At 65.4% G+C, this 21,319-nt stretch carries 18 protein-coding genes; 5 read left to right on the top strand and 13 right to left on the bottom strand.

The annotated features are described in order from the left end of the window. Window positions 1–8 precede the first annotated feature (8 nt). Window positions 9–1,169 carry a ubiquinol oxidase subunit II gene (gene cyoA, locus ACNJYD_RS37295; RefSeq protein ID WP_439364890.1) on the bottom strand — a complete coding sequence of 387 codons (1,161 nt, stop codon included), beginning with the start codon at window positions 1,167–1,169 and terminating at the stop codon, window positions 9–11. A gap of 182 nt (window positions 1,170–1,351) precedes the next feature. Here cyoA and ACNJYD_RS37290 point away from each other — a divergent pair, with 182 nt between their 5' ends. Then, window positions 1,352–2,680, top strand: coding sequence for an MFS transporter (locus ACNJYD_RS37290; RefSeq protein WP_439364889.1), 1,329 nt, complete (start codon window positions 1,352–1,354; stop codon window positions 2,678–2,680). 294 nt (window positions 2,681–2,974) lie between these two features. On the opposite strand, the gene ACNJYD_RS37285 is transcribed toward ACNJYD_RS37290, so the two are convergent. Both ACNJYD_RS37285 and ACNJYD_RS37280 read right to left on the bottom strand, forming a co-directional pair. Next, window positions 2,975–3,469 (bottom strand): VOC family protein, encoded by a 495-nt coding sequence (locus ACNJYD_RS37285; protein ID WP_172786194.1) that lies wholly within the window; start codon window positions 3,467–3,469, stop codon window positions 2,975–2,977. A gap of 89 nt (window positions 3,470–3,558) precedes the next feature. Next, on the bottom strand, window positions 3,559–4,104 hold the full coding sequence (locus ACNJYD_RS37280; protein ID WP_439364888.1) for a carboxymuconolactone decarboxylase family protein: 546 nt from the start codon (window positions 4,102–4,104) through the stop codon (window positions 3,559–3,561). Window positions 4,105–4,230: 126 nt separating this feature from the next. On the opposite strand from ACNJYD_RS37280, the gene ACNJYD_RS37275 reads away from it, so the two are divergent. Then, window positions 4,231–5,445, top strand: a complete 1,215-nt coding sequence (locus ACNJYD_RS37275; protein WP_439364887.1) for an acyl-CoA dehydrogenase family protein — start codon at window positions 4,231–4,233, stop codon at window positions 5,443–5,445. A gap of 149 nt (window positions 5,446–5,594) precedes the next feature. Further along, on the top strand, window positions 5,595–6,734 hold the full coding sequence (locus ACNJYD_RS37270) for an acyl-CoA dehydrogenase family protein (RefSeq protein ID WP_260381266.1): 1,140 nt from the start codon (window positions 5,595–5,597) through the stop codon (window positions 6,732–6,734). 272 nt (window positions 6,735–7,006) lie between these two features. On the opposite strand, the gene ACNJYD_RS37265 is transcribed toward ACNJYD_RS37270, so the two are convergent. The 10 genes from ACNJYD_RS37265 to ACNJYD_RS37220 form a co-directional block, all read right to left on the bottom strand. Further along, the gene (locus ACNJYD_RS37265) at window positions 7,007–8,044 is read right to left on the bottom strand and encodes an amino acid ABC transporter substrate-binding protein (protein ID WP_172786190.1); all 1,038 of its coding nucleotides are present in this window, start codon (window positions 8,042–8,044) and stop codon (window positions 7,007–7,009) included. 88 nt (window positions 8,045–8,132) lie between these two features. Beyond that, window positions 8,133–8,726: a L,D-transpeptidase gene (locus ACNJYD_RS37260; RefSeq protein ID WP_439364886.1), complete on the bottom strand. Its 594-nt coding sequence runs from the start codon at window positions 8,724–8,726 to the stop codon at window positions 8,133–8,135. Window positions 8,727–9,087: 361 nt separating this feature from the next. Then, window positions 9,088–10,059 carry a hypothetical protein gene (locus ACNJYD_RS37255; protein WP_439367556.1) on the bottom strand — a complete coding sequence of 324 codons (972 nt, stop codon included), beginning with the start codon at window positions 10,057–10,059 and terminating at the stop codon, window positions 9,088–9,090. Between the two features lie 104 nt (window positions 10,060–10,163). Next, window positions 10,164–10,727, bottom strand: a complete 564-nt coding sequence (locus ACNJYD_RS37250; protein WP_439364885.1) for a redoxin domain-containing protein — start codon at window positions 10,725–10,727, stop codon at window positions 10,164–10,166. 30 nt (window positions 10,728–10,757) lie between these two features. Next, on the bottom strand, window positions 10,758–11,456 hold the full coding sequence (locus ACNJYD_RS37245) for a cytochrome c biogenesis CcdA family protein (RefSeq protein WP_439364884.1): 699 nt from the start codon (window positions 11,454–11,456) through the stop codon (window positions 10,758–10,760). A 288-nt stretch (window positions 11,457–11,744) separates the two neighbouring features. Further along, a complete protein-coding gene (locus tag ACNJYD_RS37240) occupies window positions 11,745–12,356 on the bottom strand; it encodes a sigma-70 family RNA polymerase sigma factor (protein ID WP_172786185.1) in 612 nt (203 codons plus the stop codon). 470 nt (window positions 12,357–12,826) lie between these two features. Beyond that, complete coding sequence (locus tag ACNJYD_RS37235) at window positions 12,827–13,558, bottom strand: response regulator (protein WP_439364883.1); 732 nt, start codon at window positions 13,556–13,558, stop codon at window positions 12,827–12,829. A gap of 10 nt (window positions 13,559–13,568) precedes the next feature. Further along, window positions 13,569–15,314 carry an ATP-binding response regulator gene (locus tag ACNJYD_RS37230; protein ID WP_439364882.1) on the bottom strand — a complete coding sequence of 582 codons (1,746 nt, stop codon included), beginning with the start codon at window positions 15,312–15,314 and terminating at the stop codon, window positions 13,569–13,571. Further along, entirely contained in the window at window positions 15,284–17,362 is a 2,079-nt protein-coding gene (locus ACNJYD_RS37225) for a sensor histidine kinase (protein WP_210268314.1), read from the bottom strand. Before ACNJYD_RS37225 ends, ACNJYD_RS37230 begins: the two co-directional genes overlap by 31 nt. Before the next feature lie 6 nt (window positions 17,363–17,368). Further along, the gene (locus ACNJYD_RS37220) at window positions 17,369–18,379 is read right to left on the bottom strand and encodes a TRAP transporter substrate-binding protein (RefSeq protein ID WP_212255976.1); all 1,011 of its coding nucleotides are present in this window, start codon (window positions 18,377–18,379) and stop codon (window positions 17,369–17,371) included. 236 nt (window positions 18,380–18,615) lie between these two features. On the opposite strand from ACNJYD_RS37220, the gene ugpB reads away from it, so the two are divergent. Then, window positions 18,616–19,998 (top strand): sn-glycerol-3-phosphate ABC transporter substrate-binding protein UgpB, encoded by a 1,383-nt coding sequence (gene ugpB / locus ACNJYD_RS37215; RefSeq protein ID WP_439364881.1) that lies wholly within the window; start codon window positions 18,616–18,618, stop codon window positions 19,996–19,998. 225 nt (window positions 19,999–20,223) lie between these two features. Next, entirely contained in the window at window positions 20,224–21,183 is a 960-nt protein-coding gene (locus ACNJYD_RS37210; RefSeq protein ID WP_439364880.1) for an aminoglycoside phosphotransferase family protein, read from the top strand. Window positions 21,184–21,319: the final 136 nt, after the last annotated feature.

The following is a 21,319-nucleotide window of genomic DNA, read 5'->3' as shown; positions in this document are numbered from 1 at the left end:
CGTTCTCTTTAGGAATCAGACTTCGGACGCTGTCCGAGGAAGAAGGACGAGGACTTCAGCGGCGTGAAGGTCGGCCGCTTCAGGCCGGCGCCGAGCAACGGCGCGGTGTCCACGGGCGCCGTGATCGACGCGGTGGTCTTGCCCTGCGGCGCATCCGGCGTGCAGGTGCCGGCGACGAAACTCGGCTCGGGCCCGAGCGGGGCGCCGCGGCGGGCATACTTGTCGTAGGTGAGCGGCAGCGTGTTGTTCAGGCCCTGATGGCCGTTGCCGCCCTTGGCGTCGATCGCCATCATCTCGCTCTGGCACATCTTGCCGGTCTCGACGCACATGTTGAGGATCAGGCGGTAGAGATCGGCATCGACGGTGCCCCAGCGCCGCACCGGCTCGTTCTGGCTGGGCTTCTCCAGCTGGAGATATTCGGCGCGGCCGAGCGAGCCGCCGGCGGACTTGGCGCTCGCGATCCAGGCGTCAAAGCCCTTGTCGTCGAGTCCCCTAAAGTTGAAGTGCATGCCGGAGAAGCCGGCGCCGCTATAGTTCGCCGAAAAGCCCTTGTAGGTGCCGGCGTGATTGACGACGGCGTGGAGCTTGGTCTCCATGCCCGGCATCGCGTAGATCTGGCCGGCGAGCGCGGGGATGTAGAACGAGTTCATCACCGAGGACGCGGTGATGCGGAAGGTGATCGGGCGGTCGACCGGAGCTGCGAGCTCGTTGACCGTGGCGATGCCGTGGTCCGGATAGATGAAGAGCCACTTCCAGTCGAGCGCGACCACGTCGACCTCGAGCGGGGCCTTGGACTGGTCCACGGCGCGCTCGGCATGAATGCGGCCGAGCGTGCGATAGGGGTCGAGCAGATGCGTGCCCATCCAGGTCAGCGCGCCGAGGCAAACGATGATCAAGAGCGGCGCCGACCAGATCACCAGCTCGAGCTTGGTCGAGTGATCCCAGTCCGGCTCGTAGCGGGCCTCGGTGTTGGACTGGCGGTAGCGCCAGGCGAACAGCACCGTCAGCGCCATCACGGGCACGACGATCAGGAGCATCAGGACGGTGGAGATGATGACGAGGTCGCGCTGCTGCGCGGCGATATCGCCGGCTGGCGCCAGCACGACGTAGTCGCAGCCGCTGAGCGCGGCAGCCAGAGGTAGTAGCGCCAGGATCTTGAGACGAGACACGGGCCGAGCCTTATGAGAATGAGTTTCCTTTGCGGGGCCAACGGGTAGCTGCGGCGCAACAATCCGGACATTGGACAATTTGTCCAATGTTGCAGTGCGGGAGCTTGGGTCAGACAGGGGCAGATTGCCTGGCGTCCCGCCGGGCGGTCGGCTTTGGTTTTCAGGACGTTAAGGGCGCACGAATGGCGACGGCACAGACCCCCGCAATGGCAGACCTCCACACGGGCGAGCACGGCCACGACCAGGCCAGTCCCGGCGAGATCGCCATCGGCGTCATCATCGGCCGCACCTCGGAATTCTTCGACTTCTTCGTCTTCGCGATCGCCTCGGTGATCGTGTTTCCGCGCCTGGTGTTCCCGCTCGCGAGCGAGCTGACCGGCACGCTTTATTCATTCATGGTGTTCGCGCTGGCCTTCATGGCCCGTCCGATCGGCACCGTCATTTTCATGACCATCGACCGGGAATACGGCAAGACGGCCAAGCTGGTGTCGGCGCTGTTCCTGCTCGGCACCGCCACCGTCGCGCTCGCATTCCTGCCCGGCTATCACGAGATCGGCGTCGCTGCGATCTGGCTGCTGGCGCTGGCGCGCATCGCGCAGGGTCTGGCCTGGGGCGGCGCCTGGGACGGCATGGCTTCGCTGCTGGCGCTGAATGCGCCGGCCTCCCAGCGCGGCTGGTACGCGATGGTGCCGCAGCTCGGGGCGCCGCTCGGGCTGATCGTGGCGAGCGCGCTGTTCGCCTATTTTGCCGGTCTGCTCTCGGCCGATGATTTCTTCGACTGGGGCTGGCGCTATCCGTTCTTCGTTGCCTTTGCCATCAACGTCGTGGCGCTGTTCGCGCGCCTGCGCATGGTGACGACGGAAGAATACGCCTCGCTGTTCGAGAGCCGCGAATTGCAGCCCGCGCGCATCTCGGAGACGGTTGCGCGCGAAGGCCAGAACATCATGCTGGGGGCCTTCGCGCCGCTGGCGAGCTTTGCGCTGTTCCACATGGTCACGGTGTTTCCGCTGTCCTGGGTGTTCCTGTTCACCCGCGAAAGCCCGGTGCGCTTCTTGATCATCGAGATCGTCGCCGCGGTGTTCGGCGTCGCCGCGATCGTGGCCTCCGGCATCATCGCCGACCGCGTCGGCCGCAAGTCGCTCTTGATGGGATCGGCGATCGCGATCGCGGTCTACAGCGGCTTCGCGCCGCAACTGCTCGACGCCGGTGCGTTCGGCGAGACCATCTACATGGTGATCGGCTTCATCCTGCTCGGACTCTCCTTTGGCCAGTCGTCGGGTGCGATCGCCTCGAACTTCAGGCAGATGTACCGCTACACGGCGTCAGCGCTGACCTCCGACATGGCCTGGCTGTTCGGCGCCGGCTTCGCCCCGCTGGTCGCGCTGCTGCTCGCCACCAATCTCGGCGTCATCGCCTCGGGTGCGTATCTGTTGTCCGGCGCATTCTGGACCCTGCTTGCGCTCTGGCTCAGCGGCCAGCGCGAGGCGGGCGACATGGACGCCGGGCGCTGATCGCTCGGCGCATGCAGGGTGGGCAACGGCGCACGTCGCGCCGTGCCCATCAGCGCGACGAAATGAGGCTTGATCGCGCAATGACGGAGGTGCGCTCCCTCTCCCGCTTGCGGGAGAGGGTTGGGGAGAGGGTGCTTCCGCAATGGGACAATCCCCAAGAGGAGAAAGCCCTCACCCGGCGCGCGGGACGATGCTTCGCATCGCCCGGACGCGCCGACCTCTCCCGCAAGCGGGAGAGGTTGCACCGAGTCCGTGGCAATCGATTCAACCTAAAGCCATTCCGCTCTAGGCATTTCACCCCTGCCGCTGCCTCAGCAGCGCTTCGACATCCAGCCGCTTGGTGACCATCGCGAGCTTCCCGTCAGGCCCGAACGGCCATTGCTCCCGCGGCTTGTCCCAATACAGCTCCACGCCGTTCTGGTCGGGGTCGCGCAGGTAAAGCGCCTCGCTGACGCCGTGGTCGCTGGCGCCATCGAGCGCAATGCCGGCCGTGAGCACCCGATGCAGCGCATCCGCCAGCGCAGGCCGCGTCGGAAACAGGATCGCGGTGTGATAGAGCCCGGTCGTGCCTGGCGGTGGCGGCGAGCCGCCCTTGCTCTCCCAGGTGTTGAGCCCGATGTGGTGATGATAGCCGCCGGCCGAGATGAAGGCCGCGCCCGAGCCCATCCGCTGCATCAGCTCGAAGCCGAGCACGCCGCAATAGAAGCCGAGCGCACGATCGAGGTCGGCGACCTTGAGGTGGACATGGCCGATCCTGGTGCCGGCAGGAATGGTCGGGCTTTGCGACATGTGAATGCTCCATCGAAAACATACACGTAAGCCCGGCCCCGAGCCGGTGCTACGGCCAAACGCGAAACCCATCGTTTCCGAATGGGAAACTATGCCAGCTCCGACACCTCGCCCTCGGGCAGGCCGAACTCGAACGTGTTCAGCGTCATCGACACCAGCGTGTAATAGCCGCACAGCCCGATCACCTCGACCACGCCGCGTTCGCCGAGCAGCTTCACCGCCTCGTCGTAGAGGCCCTTCTCGACGCCGTGGCCCTCATGCAGCGACTTCGCGAGATCGTAGATCATCTTCCCCTCGGGATCGTCGAAGTCGGGCGTGCGGCGGTCGCGGATCGCCGCGATGATCTCAGGCTTCATGCCGCCGGCAAGCGCCAGGCGCTTGTGCGCATACCATTCGTAATGCGCGGTCCAGTGCCGCGCCGTCACCAGGATCGCGATCTCCGAGAGCTTCGCCGGGAAGATCGTGTCGAAGCGCAGCACCTCGCCGAGCCGCGTGGCATGTCGCGCCATCTCGGGGCTGTTCAGCCAGGCCATCATCGGCGCCGGCGGCTTGCCGCGCTTGCCGGCGATCGACTCGTCATAGGTCTGCCGCTGGCTCTCGTTCATTTCGCCAGGCGAAAGAAGCTTTAGGCGCATTGTCGTTTCCTCTTTGTTTTCAAGGCTCGCCGCAGCGGCGACTATAACCGATAAGTGGTTGAATTCCGCGGGGGCTTGGCCCAGACTCGGTGACAACAATTCGAATTTTGGGTGATGGAAACGATCATGAGCGATCTCAAAGCCAGCGATACTGAAGCCGCCGATCTCGACACATTCCGCACCGAGACACGCGCCTGGCTGGAAGCCAATTGCCCGCCGGAGATGCGCAAGCCCGCAACCTCGGACGCCGACGTGTTCTGGGGCGGACGCAACGCAAAATTCTCCTCCGAGCCGCAGCGCATCTGGTTCGAGCGCATGCGCGACAAGGGCTGGACCGTGCCCGACTGGCCTAGGGAGTATGGCGGCGGGGGCCTCAGCGCGGCCGAGCACAAGGTGCTGCGCGCCGAGATGGCGCGGATCGGCGCGCGGCCTCCGCTGTCGAGCTTCGGCATCTGGATGCTCGGGCCGGCGCTGCTCAAATACGGCAACGACGCCCAGAAGAAGGAGCACCTGCCGAAGATCGCGGCCGGCGAGATCCGCTGGTGCCAGGGCTATTCCGAGCCGAACGCCGGCTCCGATCTCGCCTCGCTCCAGACCCGCGCCGAGAGCGACGGCGACGACTTCGTCATCACGGGTTCGAAGATCTGGACGTCCTACGCCAACTACGCCGACTGGATCTTCTGCCTGGTCCGCACCGACCCGACCGCGAAGAAGCATGACGGCATCAGCTTCATCCTGTTCGACATGGCCTCAAAGGGCGTCTCGACCAAGCCGATCCTCTTGATCTCCGGCTATTCGCCGTTCTGCGAGACCTTCTTCGACAATGTCCGGGTGCCGAAGTCGCATGTGGTCGGCACCATCAACCGCGGCTGGGACGTTGCGAAATATCTACTCCAGCACGAGCGCGCGATGATCTCAGGGATGGGCGAGCGCGGCGTCGGCCGGCCGCTCGGCCAGATCGCAGCCGACTCGGTCGGCACCGATGGGCAAGGCAGGCTGGACGATGCGATGCTGCGCGGCCAGATCGCCAGCTTCGACGTCGATGAGGCCGCGCTGGCTGCCTGCGCCGAGCGCGCGGTCGATCTCGCCAAGGCGGGGCAGGCGCATCCGGCGTTCTCCTCGGCGATGAAATATTACGGCACCGAGCTGAATAAGCGCCGCCACGAGATCCTGATGTCGGCCGGCGGCGTCGATGCGCTGGAATGGGAAAGCGAGCGCTCCAGGCAGGGCGCCCGCCCGCGCGCCTGGCTGCGCACCAAAGCCAATTCGATCGAGGGCGGCACGAGCGAGGTCATGCTCGGCATCGTCGCCAAGCGCATCCTGGATCTGCCGGGGGCGTAAGGCTTTCCGTCATTCCGGGGCGCGACGAAGTCGCGAGCCCGGAATCCATCTATCCACCAACTCTGCCGCTCGATGGATTCCGGGCCTGGCCCTTCGGGCCATCCCGGAATGACGAACTACCAAATAGATTACGAATCGGAAACACGCCCATGGCCCTCGTCCTCACTGAAGAACAATCCATGCTCCGCGACTCCGCTCGCGGGCTGATCAGCGACAAGGCGCCGGTGTCGCACCTGCGGCACCTGCGCGACAGCAAGGACCCCACCGGTTTCTCCAAGGAGCTGTGGCATTCCTTCGCCGAGATGGGTTTCGCCGGCTTGCTGGTGCCGGAAGAGTTCGGCGGCAGCGGTCTCGGTTTCGTCGAGGCCGGAATTATCATGGAGGAGATCGGCCGCACCTTGATGCCATCGCCCTTCCTCGCGACGTCAGTGGTGGCGGCATCAGTGCTGTCCCGCGGCGGCAATGCCGCGCAAAAATCGGAATATTTGTCGGAGATCGCGAGCGGCTCGCTGCTCGCGACGCTGGCGATCGACGAGGGCGCCAAGCATCGCCCGCTGCAGACCAGCCTTAAGGCCGTGCGCGCCGGCAACGGCTTCAAGCTGTCGGGTGCCAAGGCGCTGGTGGTCGACGGCCATGTCGCCGATCTCCTCATCGTCGCTGCCCGCACTGCGGGCGCCGCCGGCGAGCGCGAGGGCCTGACGCTGTTCCTGGTCAATCCCAAAGCCAAGGGCGTTGCGGTCGAGCGCACCATCATGGTCGATGCGCACAATGCGGCGCGGATCGAATTCGCCAATGTCGAGGTCGATGCCGACAGCGTGCTCGGCGAGGTCGACCAGGCGGCCGGCCTGCTCGATGGCGTGCTCGATATCGGCCGCGGCGCGGTCGCCGCCGAAATGGTCGGCCTCAGCGATGAAGTGTTCAACCGCACCGTCGAGTATCTGAAGAGCCGCAAACAATTCGGCAAGCTGATCGGCGAATTCCAGGCGCTGCAGCATCGCGCCGCCGAACTCTATATCGATATCGAGATCACCCGCGCCGCCACCATGAAGGCGCTGCAGGCGCTGGACGCCGACGTCGCCAAGGCCACGCCGGCCGTCGCCGTCGCCAAGGCGCGCGCAGGCACCACCGCCACGCGCGCGGTGCAGGAAGGCGTGCAGATGCACGGCGGCATGGGCATGACCGACCAGTTCGACATCGGCTTCTTCATGAAGCGCGCGCGGGTCTGCGAGGAGCTGTTCGGCGACGCGAACTACCACACCGAGCAGCTGGCACGGTCGCGGGGGTATTGAGGCGGGGTTGGGGCGCGAGGCGCGCCACACCCTCGGTGTCGTCGCCCGGCTTGACCGGGCGACCCAGTACGCCGCGGCCTTTCCGCATACGTTTGAAGTCTCTGGCATACTGGATCGCCCGGTCGAGCCGGGCGATGACAGTTGAGAGTGTAGAGAGCGCTTGCCCCAATCTCGTCATTGCGAGCGCAGCGAAACAATCCAGAATCTTGCCGTGGAGACAGTCTGGATTGCTTCGTCGCTGCGCTCCTCGCAATGACGGTGGTTAGACCGCCTTACCGCATCGGCGGCGCGTATTGCACGCCGCCTGCGTTCCACAGCTGGTTCATGCCGCGCGGGATCTTCAGTTTCGACTTCTCGCCGATGTTGCGATCATACATCTCGCCGTAATTGCCGACGTGGCGGATGATGCGCGCGGCCCAGTCCTTGGTGAGGCCGAGCTGCTCGCCGTAATTGCCATCGGTGCCGACGAGGCGCATCACTTCCGGCTTCTTCGACTTCAGGGCCTCGTCGATGTTCTCCGAGGACACGCCGAGCTCCTCGGCGTTGATCATGGCGTACAGCGTCCACTTCACGATCATCATCCAGTCGTCGTCGCGCTGGCGCACGACGGGGGCGAGCGGCTCCTTGGAGATCATGTCCGGCAGGATCATGTGGTCGCCGGGCTTCGTCAGGTTCAGCCGCAGAGCATAGAGCTGAGAAACGTCGGCGGAGAACGTGTCGCACTTTCCGGTGTCGTAGGCCTTGACCACGTCGGCGAGGTTGTCGAACTTCACCTCTTCATACTTCATGTTGTTGACGCGGAAGTAGTCGGCGACGTTGAGCGCCGTCGTGGTGTTGGCCTGCACGCAGACTTTGCTGCCGGTCAGATCCAGCGACGTCTCCTTGTTGCGCGAGCGCGGCAGCATGAAGCCGGCGCCGTCGTAATAAGCGATGGCAGGGAAATAGAGGTCATACTCGAGTTCGCGCGCCATGCTCCAGGTGGTGTTGCGCGACAGGATGTCGATCTTCCGGCTCTGCAATTCCCTGAAGCGCTCGCTGGCGTCGAGCGGAATCATCTTCGCCTTGCCGGGATCGTTGAAGATCGCAGCAGCCACCGCGCGGCAGAAATCGACGTCGAAGCCGCTCCAGTTCTTATTGTCTTCCGAATACGAGAAGCCCGGCAGGCCCTTGTTGACGCCGCACAGCACTTCGCCGCGGCGCACGGTGCGCTTCAGGGTGCGGGTGTCGTAGAATTCATAGATGATGGCGAGGACGCCGACCAGCACGGCGACCGCGAGCCCGATCAGCAGGCCGCCACGAAAAGTGCGCATGATGTCTCTCTCTCGAAAGTATCGGAATAGGAAGCGGAGGAGGGGATGGAGCATGATCCCGAGGGATCATGCTCGAATCTAAGAGCCTTCAGAGCTCGGGCTTCTGCCGGATCACGACCTTGGTGCCGACAGGCACGCGATCGTAGAGATCGGCGACGTCGTTGTTGACGAGACGGAAGCAGCCTGAGGACACCTTGGTGCCGATCGTATCAGGGCGGTTGGTGCCGTGGATACGATAGACCGTGGTGCCCAGATACATGGCGCGGGCGCCCAGCGGATTGCCGGGGCCGCCGGCCATGAAGCGCGGCAGATAGGGCTGGCGCTGGATCATCTCCGGCGGCGGCGTCCAGTCCGGCCATTCCTTCTTGTTGGTGATGGTCACCAGTCCCTGCCACTGAAAACCGTCGCGGCCGACGCCGATCCCGTAGCGGATGGCGCGCCCGCCCGGCTGCACCAGGTAGAGGTGGCGCTCGGCGGTCGCGACGATGATGGTGCCGGGCGCTTCCGTGGTTCGGAAGTACACCACCTGCTTCTGCCATTCCGGCTCGAGCTGGTAGGCATCGTCCGCGATCAGGCCCGGCTCGTCGCCGCGGTCCGGCTGCTGGGCGAAGGCGTGCGGCGTGGACAGGACCAGTCCCATCGCAGTCACGAAAATCCCGGTCAGGCGACGAAAATCCGTCATATCAAGCTCTCCCCGCTGCCACAGCGCAAATCATTCGGAACCATCAAACCTGAGGGGCAAGTTCATGGCAAGTTGATGGCGCGCCGTCCTGGCATGTCACGAGAATGCTTTGGTTTTTTGACGGGCCCAGCGCAATGCCACGAACAGGGGATGGCGCGAAAAGCATAGGTGTTGCCGCTCGGGAGGTGAGCTCCCTCCCGCGCTTGCGGGGGAGGGTTGGGGAGAGGGTGCTTCCACAACGGGACATTTCCAGGGGAGAGAACCCTCACCCGCGCCTTCGGCGCGACCTCTCCCGCAAGCGGGAGAGGCACAGACCGAACCCGCGGTGAGATCAGCGCCGACAGTGGGCACGAGGCGCAAGCTAAATCCGGTTGCTCTCCGCCGCGATGCCGAGCCGCCGCACGATCTCCGTCGCCACGGCGCGGGCCTCGGGCCGCGAGCCGATGCGGGGGCTGCGAAACCGTCGGCCCGAATGCAGCCGGATCACCACGATGCAATGCTCGTCCTCGGAGCGGCCGCGGCGCTCGACCGTGATCGACTTGACGTCGGGCCCGGCGATATGGTCGGCCCGCAAGCTGCCGTCGCCCCACAGGCGCTCGACGCGAATATCGTTCGCTCCGATGACCCAGAATGCGCCGGTGGCGAGGTTCGCATAGCGATAGACCGCGAATGCCGCGATCGCGCCCAGCGGCAGCAGCAGGATATCGACATGGCTGGGGGACAGGCCGCGCCACAGCTTATAGGCATAGGGGACCGCGGACAGAGCCACCGCGATCAGTGCGACGATCCGGATGTCCCGCGCCGAAAACGCCTCGAGCGGCTCGCCGAGATGCATCTCGGGATTGCTGGCATCGAGCGGGTTGCTCGGCGCCTCGACATTGGGAACGTCGAAATGCGCCGCGATCCACGCCACGGTGCCCCGGACATGGGTGACATCGGGAATCGGCGGCGAGGTCAGGCGCTCGCCCGAGGCAAGCGTGAAGACGAGTTGGAAACGGGCCTTCACCCTCTTGCTGCCGGGGACCTGTAGCGCGGTGATCTCGTCCTTCCCGACGAGGCGCGTCTGGAGCTTTCCGAACGGCCGCTGCCGGCCGATCAGGATCTCGTCCGGCGTGATGATCCACACCACCGCCGGCGCCATCATGATGCCGACGACGAATCCGGCTCCCACCAGCAGCGCGACCGCCGATATCAGGATTTCCAGGACGTCCTGCGTGAACAGTCCCGGCGTAAAGCAGAGCGCGACGGCCGCCGCCGAGCCGGCCACGACCAGCCGCTGTGCGATCGAGGACCCTTCACGAAGGCGGATGTCGGTGCTGGCGGTCGCGTCCATTGCGGGCGGCTGATTGCGTCGGCTGCGAAACTCCACGGACGGCTCCGTGGAGTCAAGCAACAAGGGCGACAATTGCAGCCCGCCGCGCGATGGCCCCCGCGGCGTCAGCTGCTCGCGTTCAGCAGCCTGGCCACCGTGCGATCGATCTCGTCATAGCGGCCTTCGCCGGCATGCTGGAACACGATCTTGCCGCTCTGGTCGACGATGTATTGCGCCGGCCAATATTGGTTGCGATAGGCGTTCCAGGTCTTGGACTCGTTGTCCTGCGCCACCGGATAGGTGATGCCGTGGCGCTTCAGCGCGGCCTGCACGTTGGCGGCCGAGCGCTCGAACGGGAATTCCGGCGTGTGCACGCCGACCACGACCAGACCCCGATCCCTGTACTTGGCGTAGAGTTCGGTGACGTGCGGCAGCGTGTTGACGCAGTTGACGCAGCCATAGGTCCAGAAGTCGACCAGCACGACCTTGCCGCGGAGATCGGCGATGCTCAGCGGCTTCGAGTTGAACCAGTTGGTGATGCCGGCGAAGTCGGGCGCGGCCTGCTGGTTCGCGGCGGCGGTGACGACAGGCGCGGCACGCGCGGCCTCGTCGCAGATGCCGGGGATGACGGCGCCGGTGACGGTGATGCCGATCAGTGCAGCAGACATTGCGAGCAGCTTGAGAGTCATGGGCGAGTTCTCCGGTGAAGATGAGGGTGATCACAGGCCGATCTGGCCGGTGGGGTAGAAGCCGGTGAGCCACGCCACAATCAGCGTGTCGTATTGGAAATAGGCGGCGACCGCGAAGCCGATCACGACCACGCCAAAGCCCTGCTGCAGCCGCGGCGAGATCCGGGCCAGGCTGCGCACGCGCGTGGTCGCGGCCTGTCCGCCATAGGCGATCGCGAGCATCGGGATCGCGGCACCAATGGCATAGGCGACCAGCAGCGTGCCGGCCCAGCCGAGATTCTTCGATGTCGCCACCAGCGTCAGGATCGAGCCGAGCACGGGCCCTGCGCAGGGCGTCCACACGAGACCCAGCGTGGTGCCGAGGATGAGCCCGCCGAGCGCGCCCTCGCGCTGCGCGCTGCTCGAATTGCCGAGAGCGAGCCAGCCATTGAGCCGGATCGACAGCCACTCGAACGGCGCCGGCCACAGCATCAACAGGCCGAAGCCGAGCAGCAGAATTGAGGCAGCCTCGCGCAGCACGTTCGGATCGAAATCGAACAGGTGCGTGAGCGCGCCGAGCGCCAGCGCGACGGCCGAGAACGAGACGACGAAGCCGAGCGAGATCATCGCGGGGCGCAGTTGCGAGGAGTGCCCGATCGAAGCGCCAAGCAGGATCGGCAGCATCGGCAACGTGCAGGGCGCGGCGATGGTGAGGATTCCGGCGAGGAGAGCAAAGAGGAGTTCGAGCATGGCGCACTCGTGGTGGTGGTCACGAGGGATGTTCGGGATGGATGCGACGGTCGTTACGCAGCGTCACGCCTTCGTGACGGGTGGCCCAAATACAAAACGACCCGGACGGGGCATCGTCCGGGTCGTTGGAGGTCTTGGGAGGTTTAACGAAACCGTATGGGAGCTTTATAGAGGGGAAGTTTTTCCGCCTGATGTTGTCGTTTGTTTCAATTGTTTCATCAGTGGTAACGCTTCCGTGTCCGGGGACAGGGTCAATATCGCGGACCTATCCCCTTGAAATCATTGCGCTTACGCGGCGAAACGGTCGACGCCGGCGCCCTTAAGCAAATCGGCGAGTTGCTTGCGGGCATAGAACATCCGCGTCTTCACCGTGCTCTGCGGGATGCCGATGATCTGGCCGACCTCCTCCACCGACTTCTCGTGGTAGTAGACGAGGTTGATGATCTCGCGGTGCGCCGGCGACAGCTTCTGCACGCAGGCGCGCAGGATGGCGCTGGTGTCGCTGCGGTCGAGCGAGGTCTCCGGCGTGTCGCAATCATCAGGAATCTGGCGCACGTCTTCCTGATCGATGTCCTCGAAGCGGCGCTGGCGCATCGCGGTCAGCGCCTTGAAGCGGGCGATCGAGAGCAGCCAGGTGGACACCTGCGAGCGGCCCTGGAACTGGCCGGCGGTCCGCCACACATCCAGAAACACCTGGCTGACCAGATCTTCCGCCGTGGTGGCGTCGCGCACGATGCGCAGGATGAAGCGGTACACTCGCACATTGTGCCGGCAATAAAGGATGTGCATGGCCGTCCGGTTGCCGCCGGCAATGCTTTCGAGGAGCATGTCGTCCGAGGTCGCCTGAGCGGCAATGATGCTCTGGCTGGCTTGGGCGTTGATGGCAATGACGTTCGGCATGGACTTGGCTCCCCGTAGCGCCGCAACCGAGCGGCGTTTCCTTGGGTCAAAGTGTTAATCAGCCAACGTTTCGGGACGTCTGCACGAAAAGCGGAAAATGGTTTCGTGCGCCGTCAAATTGTTTCGTAGCAACCGCCGCGACGAAACATTCGAGGCAAAAAACCGTGTGATTTCAATGTACGGAAAATACGGGGGTGGGGATTCGGGGGCGGACGGGGGCGCCGAGGAACGAATCCCGGGGGATTGCGTTTGGTGGCCCGATGCCCAGCACCGTGGTCGCAGGGGCTTGATCGGGTCAAAAGGGGTATCTTGCGGGCGCTGGCTCTGCGGCCTGAATGCCCGACGGGGAGTGGCGCCGATGCCACTTGCTCCGTCATTGCGAGCGCAGCGAAGCAATCCAGACTGTCTCCGCGGAGGGATTCTGGATTGCTTCGCTGCGCTCGCAATGACGATGTGGAGGCCGCTCGCCCTTACGCCTTCTCGCCCTGCGGCGAGAACAGATAGCCGCCGCCGCGGATGGTGCGGATCACGGCGGGCTTGGCCGGGTCGGGCTCGATCTTGCGGCGGATGCGCATGATGCGCAGATCGACCGCGCGGTCGAAGGCTTCGGCATCGCGGGCGTTGGCAAGCTCGAGCAGGCGCTCGCGCGACAGCACGCGCTTCGGGTTGGCCGCGAACACCTTCAAGAGCCCGAACTCGGACGCCGTCAGCGGATGCTCGTTGCCCTCGTCGTCGCGCAAGGCCTGCGCTTCGAGATCGAGCCATTTGGTGCCGAAGCGCACCAGCTGCTCCTTGTCCGACTTCGCCGCCGGCGCGTCCGCCACCTTGGCCGGCCCGCTCCGCCGCAGCACCGAGCGGATGCGCGCCATCAATTCGCGCAGCTCGCAGGGCTTTGCGACGTAATCGTCGGCGCCGAGCTCGAGGCCGACGACGCGGTCGATCGGGCTCGCCGTCGCGGTCAGCATGATCACGGGCACGTTGATGCGGCTCTTGAGGTCGCGGATGATCGAGAGCCCGTCTTCCTCGGGCATGTTGAGGTCGAGCACGACGAGATCGGGCATGCTGCCCTGGATCGCGGCGCGCAAGGATTTGCCGCCGTCGCACAGCGTCACGGTGAAGCCGTGCATCTTGAGGTAATCGCCGACCATCTCCCGGGCCGGGGCCTCGTCGTCGACAATCATGATGTGCTGGCTTTGAGTCATGGTCTTTGCATCATGGTATTTCGGTCGCGGGGAGGGTGATGGTGAAGGTCGAGCCCTTGCCGGGGCCCTCGCTTTCGGCGGTCACCTCGCCGCCGTGCATGTCGATGATACGCTTGACGATGGACAGACCAAGTCCCGTCGAGCTCTCGCCGGCGGTCGGTTTGGCCGACAGCCGCTGGAACCGGCCGAACAGGCGGCCGAGATCCTCCGGCGACAGGCCGGCGCCCTCGTCGCTGACACGGACCATGGTGTCGCTGCCTTCGTGCACGACGGCCACCTCGATCCTGCCGCCGATCGGCGAGTATTTGATGGCGTTGCTGATGAGATTGTCGATCGCCTCGCGGATGCGGTCGGTGTCGCACATGGTGACGATGTTGGCCGGCGCCGTGACGCTGATCGCCTGCTGCTTGTTGACGGCGAGCGGCTGGTTGGCCTCGGCGACCTCCTTGACCAGGGCGGCGACGTCGACCGGCTCGCGGCGGATGGTGATGTCAAAGGCATCCGCCATCGCATCCGAGATCAAATGATCGACCATCGTGGTCAGGCGCTTGGTGGCGTCGCGGATGTGGTCGACCTGGGCGACCACGCCGCTTTCCGAGGCGCCGGTCGAGATCAGCTCCTTCAGCATCTCGGTGCGGCCGAGAATGACGCCGAGCGGGTTCTTCAGGTCGTGCGCGACGGTGCCCAGAATCTCGTTCTTGAAGCCGTTGGCGCGCTGCAGGCGCAGCCATTGCGCCGAGAGCCGGCGGTTGGCCTGCATCAGCGCGCGGGTGCGCTGGGCGACGCGGTCCTCCAGCTGGGTGTTGGCGTCCTGGAGCTGCTGATAGAGGATGACGTTGTCGAAGGCGATCGAGAGCCGGCTCGAGAAGATCTCGACCAGCGAACGGTCGGTCTCCGACAATTCGCGCTCGGCCTGGAGCAGCACCACGACCTCGCGCCCCGATCCGGTGCGCAAATAGATCACGCTGCGGTGGTCGGCGAACTCGTTCTTGCGGCGCTGGAACGCGGCCTCCACCATCTCGCGCAGCTCGGGGTCGAGCGCCTTCGACGACGTGGTGCCGATGAAGCGGCTGTAGCAGCCGCTGCCGGCGAGCACGGAGAGCTCGGGATCGTTGCCGCCATTGTCGCGCAGCACGAGGATGCCGGCGCAATCGACGTTGAGCAGCGAAGCGAGCTGGGTCAGGACGCCCTCGGCGAGCCGCTGCATCGACTTGAAGTCGTACAGCGTGGATGCGGCGTCGATGATGATCTCCAGCCCGCGCCGCGTCTGCACCATGCGCTCGAGCTGCTGATAGGAGCGCAGCGCCGCGGTCAGCGAGGTGAACAGCTTGTCGGCGGTGAGCTCGGTCTTGGCCTTGTAGTCGTTGATGTCGTACTGCACGATCACGCGCCGCTCCGGCGCCTGGCCGGGCTGGCCGGTGCGCAGGATGATGCGCACGGTTTCGTTCCGGATCTCGTTGCGGATGAACTCGACCAGCTCGAGGCCGGCGACGTCGGTCTCCATGATGACGTCGAGCAGCACGGCGGCGACGTCGCGGTGCTCGGCCATCAGCTTGCGGCCTTCCGCCGCGGAATAGGCCGACAGGATCTCCAGGCTCTGGCCGTTCAGGCTGTAGTCCGACAGCGCAAAACGCGTGCCGTCATGCACGGCCGGATCGTCATCGATGACGGCGATCTTCCATTTCCGGGCGTTGCTATCCTCCGACGCGGTACCGGTATCGTCGATCAGGTGGAGGACATCGTCCTGTTCGGCCATTGAGAAGATCCGTCACTTTCTGTGCTTTGCGCGCCGCCCTTGGCGACGCGGGGCATGATAATGCGAAAAGTAGTGCCTTGTCCCAGCTTGGATTCCAGCATCATGCGGCCGCCGAGCTGCTGGGTGACGAGGTTATAGACGATATGAAGGCCAAGTCCCGTACCGCCTTCATTGCGCCGGGTGGTAAAGAAAGGGTCAAAGGCCTGGCGCTGCACGTCGGGGGTCATGCCGGCCCCGTCGTCGGAGAAGCTGATCTCGATGTCCTCGGTCCCGCGCGGCCGCGCCGAGATCGCGATCCGGCCGGCGCGGCCGTCGGCGAAGGCGTGGTTGGCGGCGTTGAGGAAGAGGTTGGTCAGGATCTGGCCGTAGGAGCCGGGATAGCCGTCGAGCAGCAGCCCCTCGGGCACGTCGACCTCCAGCGTGATCGGCGAGCGCTTCAGCACGGGCTTGAGGCTGGCGATGATCTGATCGGTGGCTTCGCTCAGGGAGAACTGCCGCCGCTCGGCATGGGAACGGTCGACCGCGACCTGCTTGAACGACTGGATCAGCTCGCCGGCGCGCTGGAGATTGGCGACGAGCTGCTGCGAGGCGTCGCGCGAGGATTGCACGAACTCCTCCAGCTGCGAGCGGCGCAGGCCGCCGTCGCCCTTGAGCTGGGCTTCGAAGATTTCGGTGCGCCGGGCAAAGCTCGACGCCACCGTCAGGCTGATGCCGATCGGGTTGTTGACCTCGTGCGCGACGCCGGCAACCAGGCCGCCGAGCGCGGCCAGCCGCTCGGCGTCGATCAGGTTCTGCTGCGCGGCGTTGAGCTCGAGCAGGGCGCTCTCGGCCTTCTCCTTCGAGGCGCGCAGCTCGTCCTCGGTCCGGCGCTTGGCGATCGCGTTCTCGCGGAACACCTCCACCGCGCGCGCCATGGCGCCGACCTCGTCGCGCGCCTTGGTGCCCTGCACCTCGCGGTCGAGATCGCCGAGCGTGATCGCGCGCATCGCCGTCATGATCTGCTGCAGCGGCAGGCGGATCGACAGCGCGATCAAGACGCCCGCGGTGAGGATGATGCCGAGGAAGATCACCGCGATCGACAGCACGCGCCGTGAGATGTCCGCCAGCGTGCGGTCGAACGTCTCCTGCGCCTTCTGCTCGCGCTGGCGCATCTTGGTCGAGAGGTCGTCGATGGCGCCGATCGCCTCGGCCTGGCTGGCGTCGATGGTGTTGCGCAGGAGCTCGGTGCGGCTCGCAAGCTGCTCGGAGAGCTTTGCAAAGCCCTCGCGCAGCGCGGCGGTGCGGGCGCCGAGCCGCTGCAGCGCCATCCTCTGCAGGTCGTTGTCGGCGAGATCGATCATGACCGGGATGGTCCGCTCGATCGTCTCGGTGTTGCGGCGTGCGTCGTCGGCGGCGCCCGAGGACTGCGACAGATAATAGGAATTGGCCGCGACCAGCATCGCGGTGAAGGCCTCGCGGGATTTGCCGAGCGAGGGCCAGATCAGCGCGTCGCGATGGCCGGTGGCGCCCTCGATGATGGAGTAGAGCCCGGCCATGTCCCTGGCCGGGCCCTGCACCTGCTCTTCATAAGTCTTGGCGATCGTGGCCTGCACGCTGCGCAGCTCGCCGAAGCCGTTGAGGAAGCGGTCGGTGGTGCGCTCCAGCTCCTCGACCGAGCCCGACAGCATCGGGTCCTTGGCGGCGCGACCCGTCAGCGTGCCCAGCACCGCCTCGCGCAGCAACAGGATCTCGGCGAACAGGTCCGGGCTCGGCTGGTTGATGTAGCGGTGGATCAGGTTCTGCAGCCGTCCGGTCTCGCTTTCGAGCAGCGCCAGGATCCGGTCGGACTCGCGCACCTGGCGCACGTCGTCCCAGGCCGAACCGAGCACCTGCGCGCCGTTCCAGATCATCGCCACCAGCACCACGACCACGGCGGAGTTCAGCGCGGCGATCGACAGGATGCGCCAGCGGATCGGCACCGCCCGCAGCAGGCCGACGATGCGCGCGCGCAGCTGCCCGATCGGGCCGGGCGGCTTGTCCGCGTGTTCGCTATGTCCAAGCGCAGCCAACAGGCCTCACTCCACCTTGCGAATGCGTTCGATCAGCGCGGCCGCCGCGGGGTCGCGTTCGGCCTTGGCATAGATTGCGGCCATTGCCTCCTCGAACGGCTTGCGGTCGATGTCCTTGACGATGGTCACGCCGGCTTCCTGCGCCTTGCGCTGCGACTGGTCCTCGAGGTCGCGCCACTTCTCGCGCATGAACCGGCTGGAGCGCTGCGCGGCCTCCTTGAAGATTGTCTGCTCCTCTGCCGACAGGCTCTTCCAGGCCTTCAGCGAGATCACCAGCACTTCCGGGCTCATCGTGTGCTCGGTCAGCGAGTAATAGCCGGCATGCTTGTAATGGTCCGTGGTCACGAAGGATGGCCAATTGTTCTCGGCGCCGTCGATCAGATGGTTGGCAAGCCCGGTGAGCACCTGCCCGTAGGGAAGCTCGACCGGCTCGGCGCCGAGCGCGCGCATCATCTGGCTCATCAACTCCGACTGCTGCACCCGGATCCGCAATCCCTTGAGATCCGCGATGGTCTTTACCGGGCGGACCCCGTTGTAGATCGACCGCGCGCCCGAATCGTAGAAGGCGAGCCCGACGAAGCCGTAGGGCTCGAAGCTGCCGAGGATCTCGCTGCCGACAGGTCCGTCCAGCACCTTCTGCATGTGCTCGATGGACCGGAACAGGAACGGCATCGCCAGCACGTTCATGGCCGGGACGAAATTGCCGATCAGCGCCACGTTGGTCCGGTTGAGGTCGATCGCACCGGCCCGGGTCTGCTCGATGGTCTCCTTTTCCTCCCCGAGCTGGCGGGAGTGGAACACCTTGATCTCGTGCCGGCCGCCGGTGCGCTCGGCGATCAGGGCGCCCATGTAGCGCAGCGCCTGGACGGTCGGGTAATTCTCGGTCTGGGTATCGGCGGCGCGAAATTCGCGCGCAACAGCGCCCGTCGCGCACATGCTCGACGAGACTGCGGCAAGCAGAAGCGCAACGAAGACCACCCCGGTCCGCGAGAGTTCGGCACGGCTCAACACTGGCACACTCAACCCCTCAGTGGTGGAGTCTATGGCGGAAGGAAAAGGTTCAATGCAATCTAAAGCGTTTTCAAGCGAAGTGGATACCGGTTCGCGTAAAGAAAACGCGTCAAATTAAGGTCTAGAGACCCGTTCCGATCGGAACGGGGCTCTAGCAGATGGTTAAGGGAAGGCCATCCCGCCTGGTTCCGCAAGACCGATTGTGCGGCGCGGCCGGCGTTCATTCCCGGTTGAAACCGGCTATGTCGCGCCTTAAGCAGGGCAGCCGGCTGTCGCCGTGCGTTCCGGGAAGAGCCATCGTGAGGTCAGCCTTGCGCCTTTTGCAGCTCGTCGCCGCCTTTGCGGCCCTCTCATTGGCCGCCCCTGCGCGGGCCGCCACCGAGATCGCGTGGTGGCACGCCATGTCCGGCGAACTCGGCCGGCAGCTGGAAAAGCTCGCCGCCGACTTCAATGCCTCGCAGTCCGGCTACCGCATCGTGCCCGTCTACAAGGGCAATTATACCGAGACGGTGACGGCTGCGATCTTCGCCTTCCGCTCGCGCAGCCAGCCCGCCATCGTCCAGGTCAACGAGGTCGCCACCGCCACCATGACCGCGGCCAAGGGCGCGATCTATCCGGTGTTCAGCCTGATGCGGGACCAGGGCGAGCCGTTCTCGCTGGGCGATTACCTGCCCGCGGTCTCCGGCTACTACACCGATGCGGCCGGCAATCTATTGTCCTTCCCGTTCAATTCCTCGACGCCGATCCTCTATTACAACAAGACCATGTTCCGCGACGCGGGCCTCGATCCCGAGGCGCCGCCGAAGACCTGGCCGGAATTGGGAGCGGCCGCGAAGCGCCTGCGCGACCGCGGTGCTCCCTGCGGCTTCACCACGTCCTGGCCGTCCTGGATCCATGTCGAGAATTTCTCCGCCTTCCATAACCTCGCGGTCGCGAGCCGGGCGAACGGCTTCGCCGGGCTGGATGCGGAATTGACCATCAACAATCCGACGCTGGTGCATCACGTCGCGGCGCTCAGCGAGTGGCAGAAGAGCAAGCTGTTCGACTACAGCGGCCGCGGCCAGTCGGCCGAGCCGCGCTTCCAGAAGGGCGAGTGCGGCATCTTCATCGGCTCCTCGGCGACGCGCGCCGACATCAAGGCCAATTCGAAGTTCGAGATCGGCTACGGCATGGTGCCCTATTGGCCCGACGTGAAGGGCGCGCCGCAGAACTCGATCATCGGCGGCGCCACGCTGTGGGTGCTGCGCGACCGTCCGCGCGAGGAATACAAGGGCGTGGCGCGCTTCTTCGCCTATCTGTCCCAGCCCGGCGTGCAGGCCGCCTGGCACCAGAACACCGGCTATCTGCCGGTGACCCGCGCCGCCTTCGAGCTGACGCGCGCGCAAGGCTTCTACGAGCGCAATCCCGGCTCGGCGATCTCGTTCGAGCAGATCACGCTCAATCCGCCGACCGAGAACTCCAAGGGCATCCGGCTCGGCTCCTTCGTCCTGATCCGCGGCGTGATCGAGGACGAGCTCGAGCAGGCCTTCGCCGGCCAAAAGAGCGCGCAATCAGCGCTCGATTCCGCCGTCGAGCGCGGCAACAAGCTGCTCCGCCAGTTCGAGCGGGCGAGCCCCGAGCGGTAGGGGTGTGTCGCGATTGGATATCGCTATAGCCGCAAGCGAGATGCGCTCCCTCCCCCGCTTGCGAGGGAGGGCTGGGGAGAGGGTGTCTCCACAACGGGACAATCCCCTAGAGGAGAGAGCTCCCACCCGACGCTTCGCGTCGACCTCCCCCGCAAGCGGGAGAGGTTGCACCGCCTGCTTGGTTCGCACTGAATCCATCAAACTTGTATCGATGACCGAGTGCAGATGACCACCGCCTCATTGCAACAGCTGCCTCACCTCGTCGACGCCGCAAGCTTCCGCACCTTTCGCTCCGCGTTCCCGCAATGGCTGCCAATCGCCCTCGACATCGCGCGCGGCCATGGGCTCGATGCCGGCTCACCGCATGTATTTGCGACCGGCACCAATCTCGTGGTCGGCCTCGGCGACAAGCTGATCCTGAAGATCTTCCCGCCACTGCTCGCAGCCCAATTCGTCTCGGAGCGCGCCTCGCTGACGCAGCTCGCCGGCCGCCTCGAGCTGCCGATTCCCGAGATTGTCGCGGAGGGGATGCGCGACGGCTGGCCCTATCTCGTCATGACGCGCCTCGCCGGCACGCTCGGCTCGGAGGTCTGGCCCTCACTGCCGGAGCCGCAGAAGGAGCGGCTGCTGCGCCAGATCGGCGAAACCATCGCTTCCGTGCAGCGCGTTCCGCTCGGAGAGCTCGCGTCCATCGGGCCGCGCTGGGACGCATTCATGCACGCCCAGATGCAGGGTTGCCGCGCCAGGCACGAGCGTCTCGGCCTCGCACCAAAATTCCTCGCCGGTCTCGACGACCTCCTGCGCGATGCCGCGAAGCTGATCCCGATGGTCGCACCGCCGGTGATCCTGATCGGCGAATACATCCCCGAGAACTTCCTGCTCGCCTGCGATGACGGCCAATGGTCGCTCGCAGGTCTGTTCGATTTCGGCGACGTGCTCGCGGGATGGCGCGACTACGATCTGCTCGGCCCCAGCGCCTTCATGGCGGCGGGCCGGCCGGGACGGGTGAAGAGCCTGCTCGAAGGCTTCGGCTATGCAAGGCTGGACGCCACACTGAAGCGCCGCCTGATGGCCCTGATGCTGCTGCACCGCGCCAGCGACCTCAACAGCCACATCTGCATCGAAGGCTGGCAGGAGCAGGCGGATGATCTGGTCGAATTGCAGGAGTTGATCTGGGCGGGCTGAGCGTTCCGTCATTGCGAGCGAAGCGAAGCAATCCAGAGTCTTTCCGCGAAAAGATTCTGGATTGCTTCGTCGCAAGGGCTCCTCGCAATGACGAGCTTGGCCCGCGAGGCCCGAGCTTCGTCGAGGCCGCGACCCG

This window comes from Bradyrhizobium sp. SPXBL-02 (assembly GCF_051853065.1).
In the GTDB taxonomy this organism is placed as follows: Bacteria; Pseudomonadota; Alphaproteobacteria; order Rhizobiales; family Xanthobacteraceae; genus Bradyrhizobium.
This window is presented reverse-complemented; position numbering and strand designations above follow the sequence as displayed.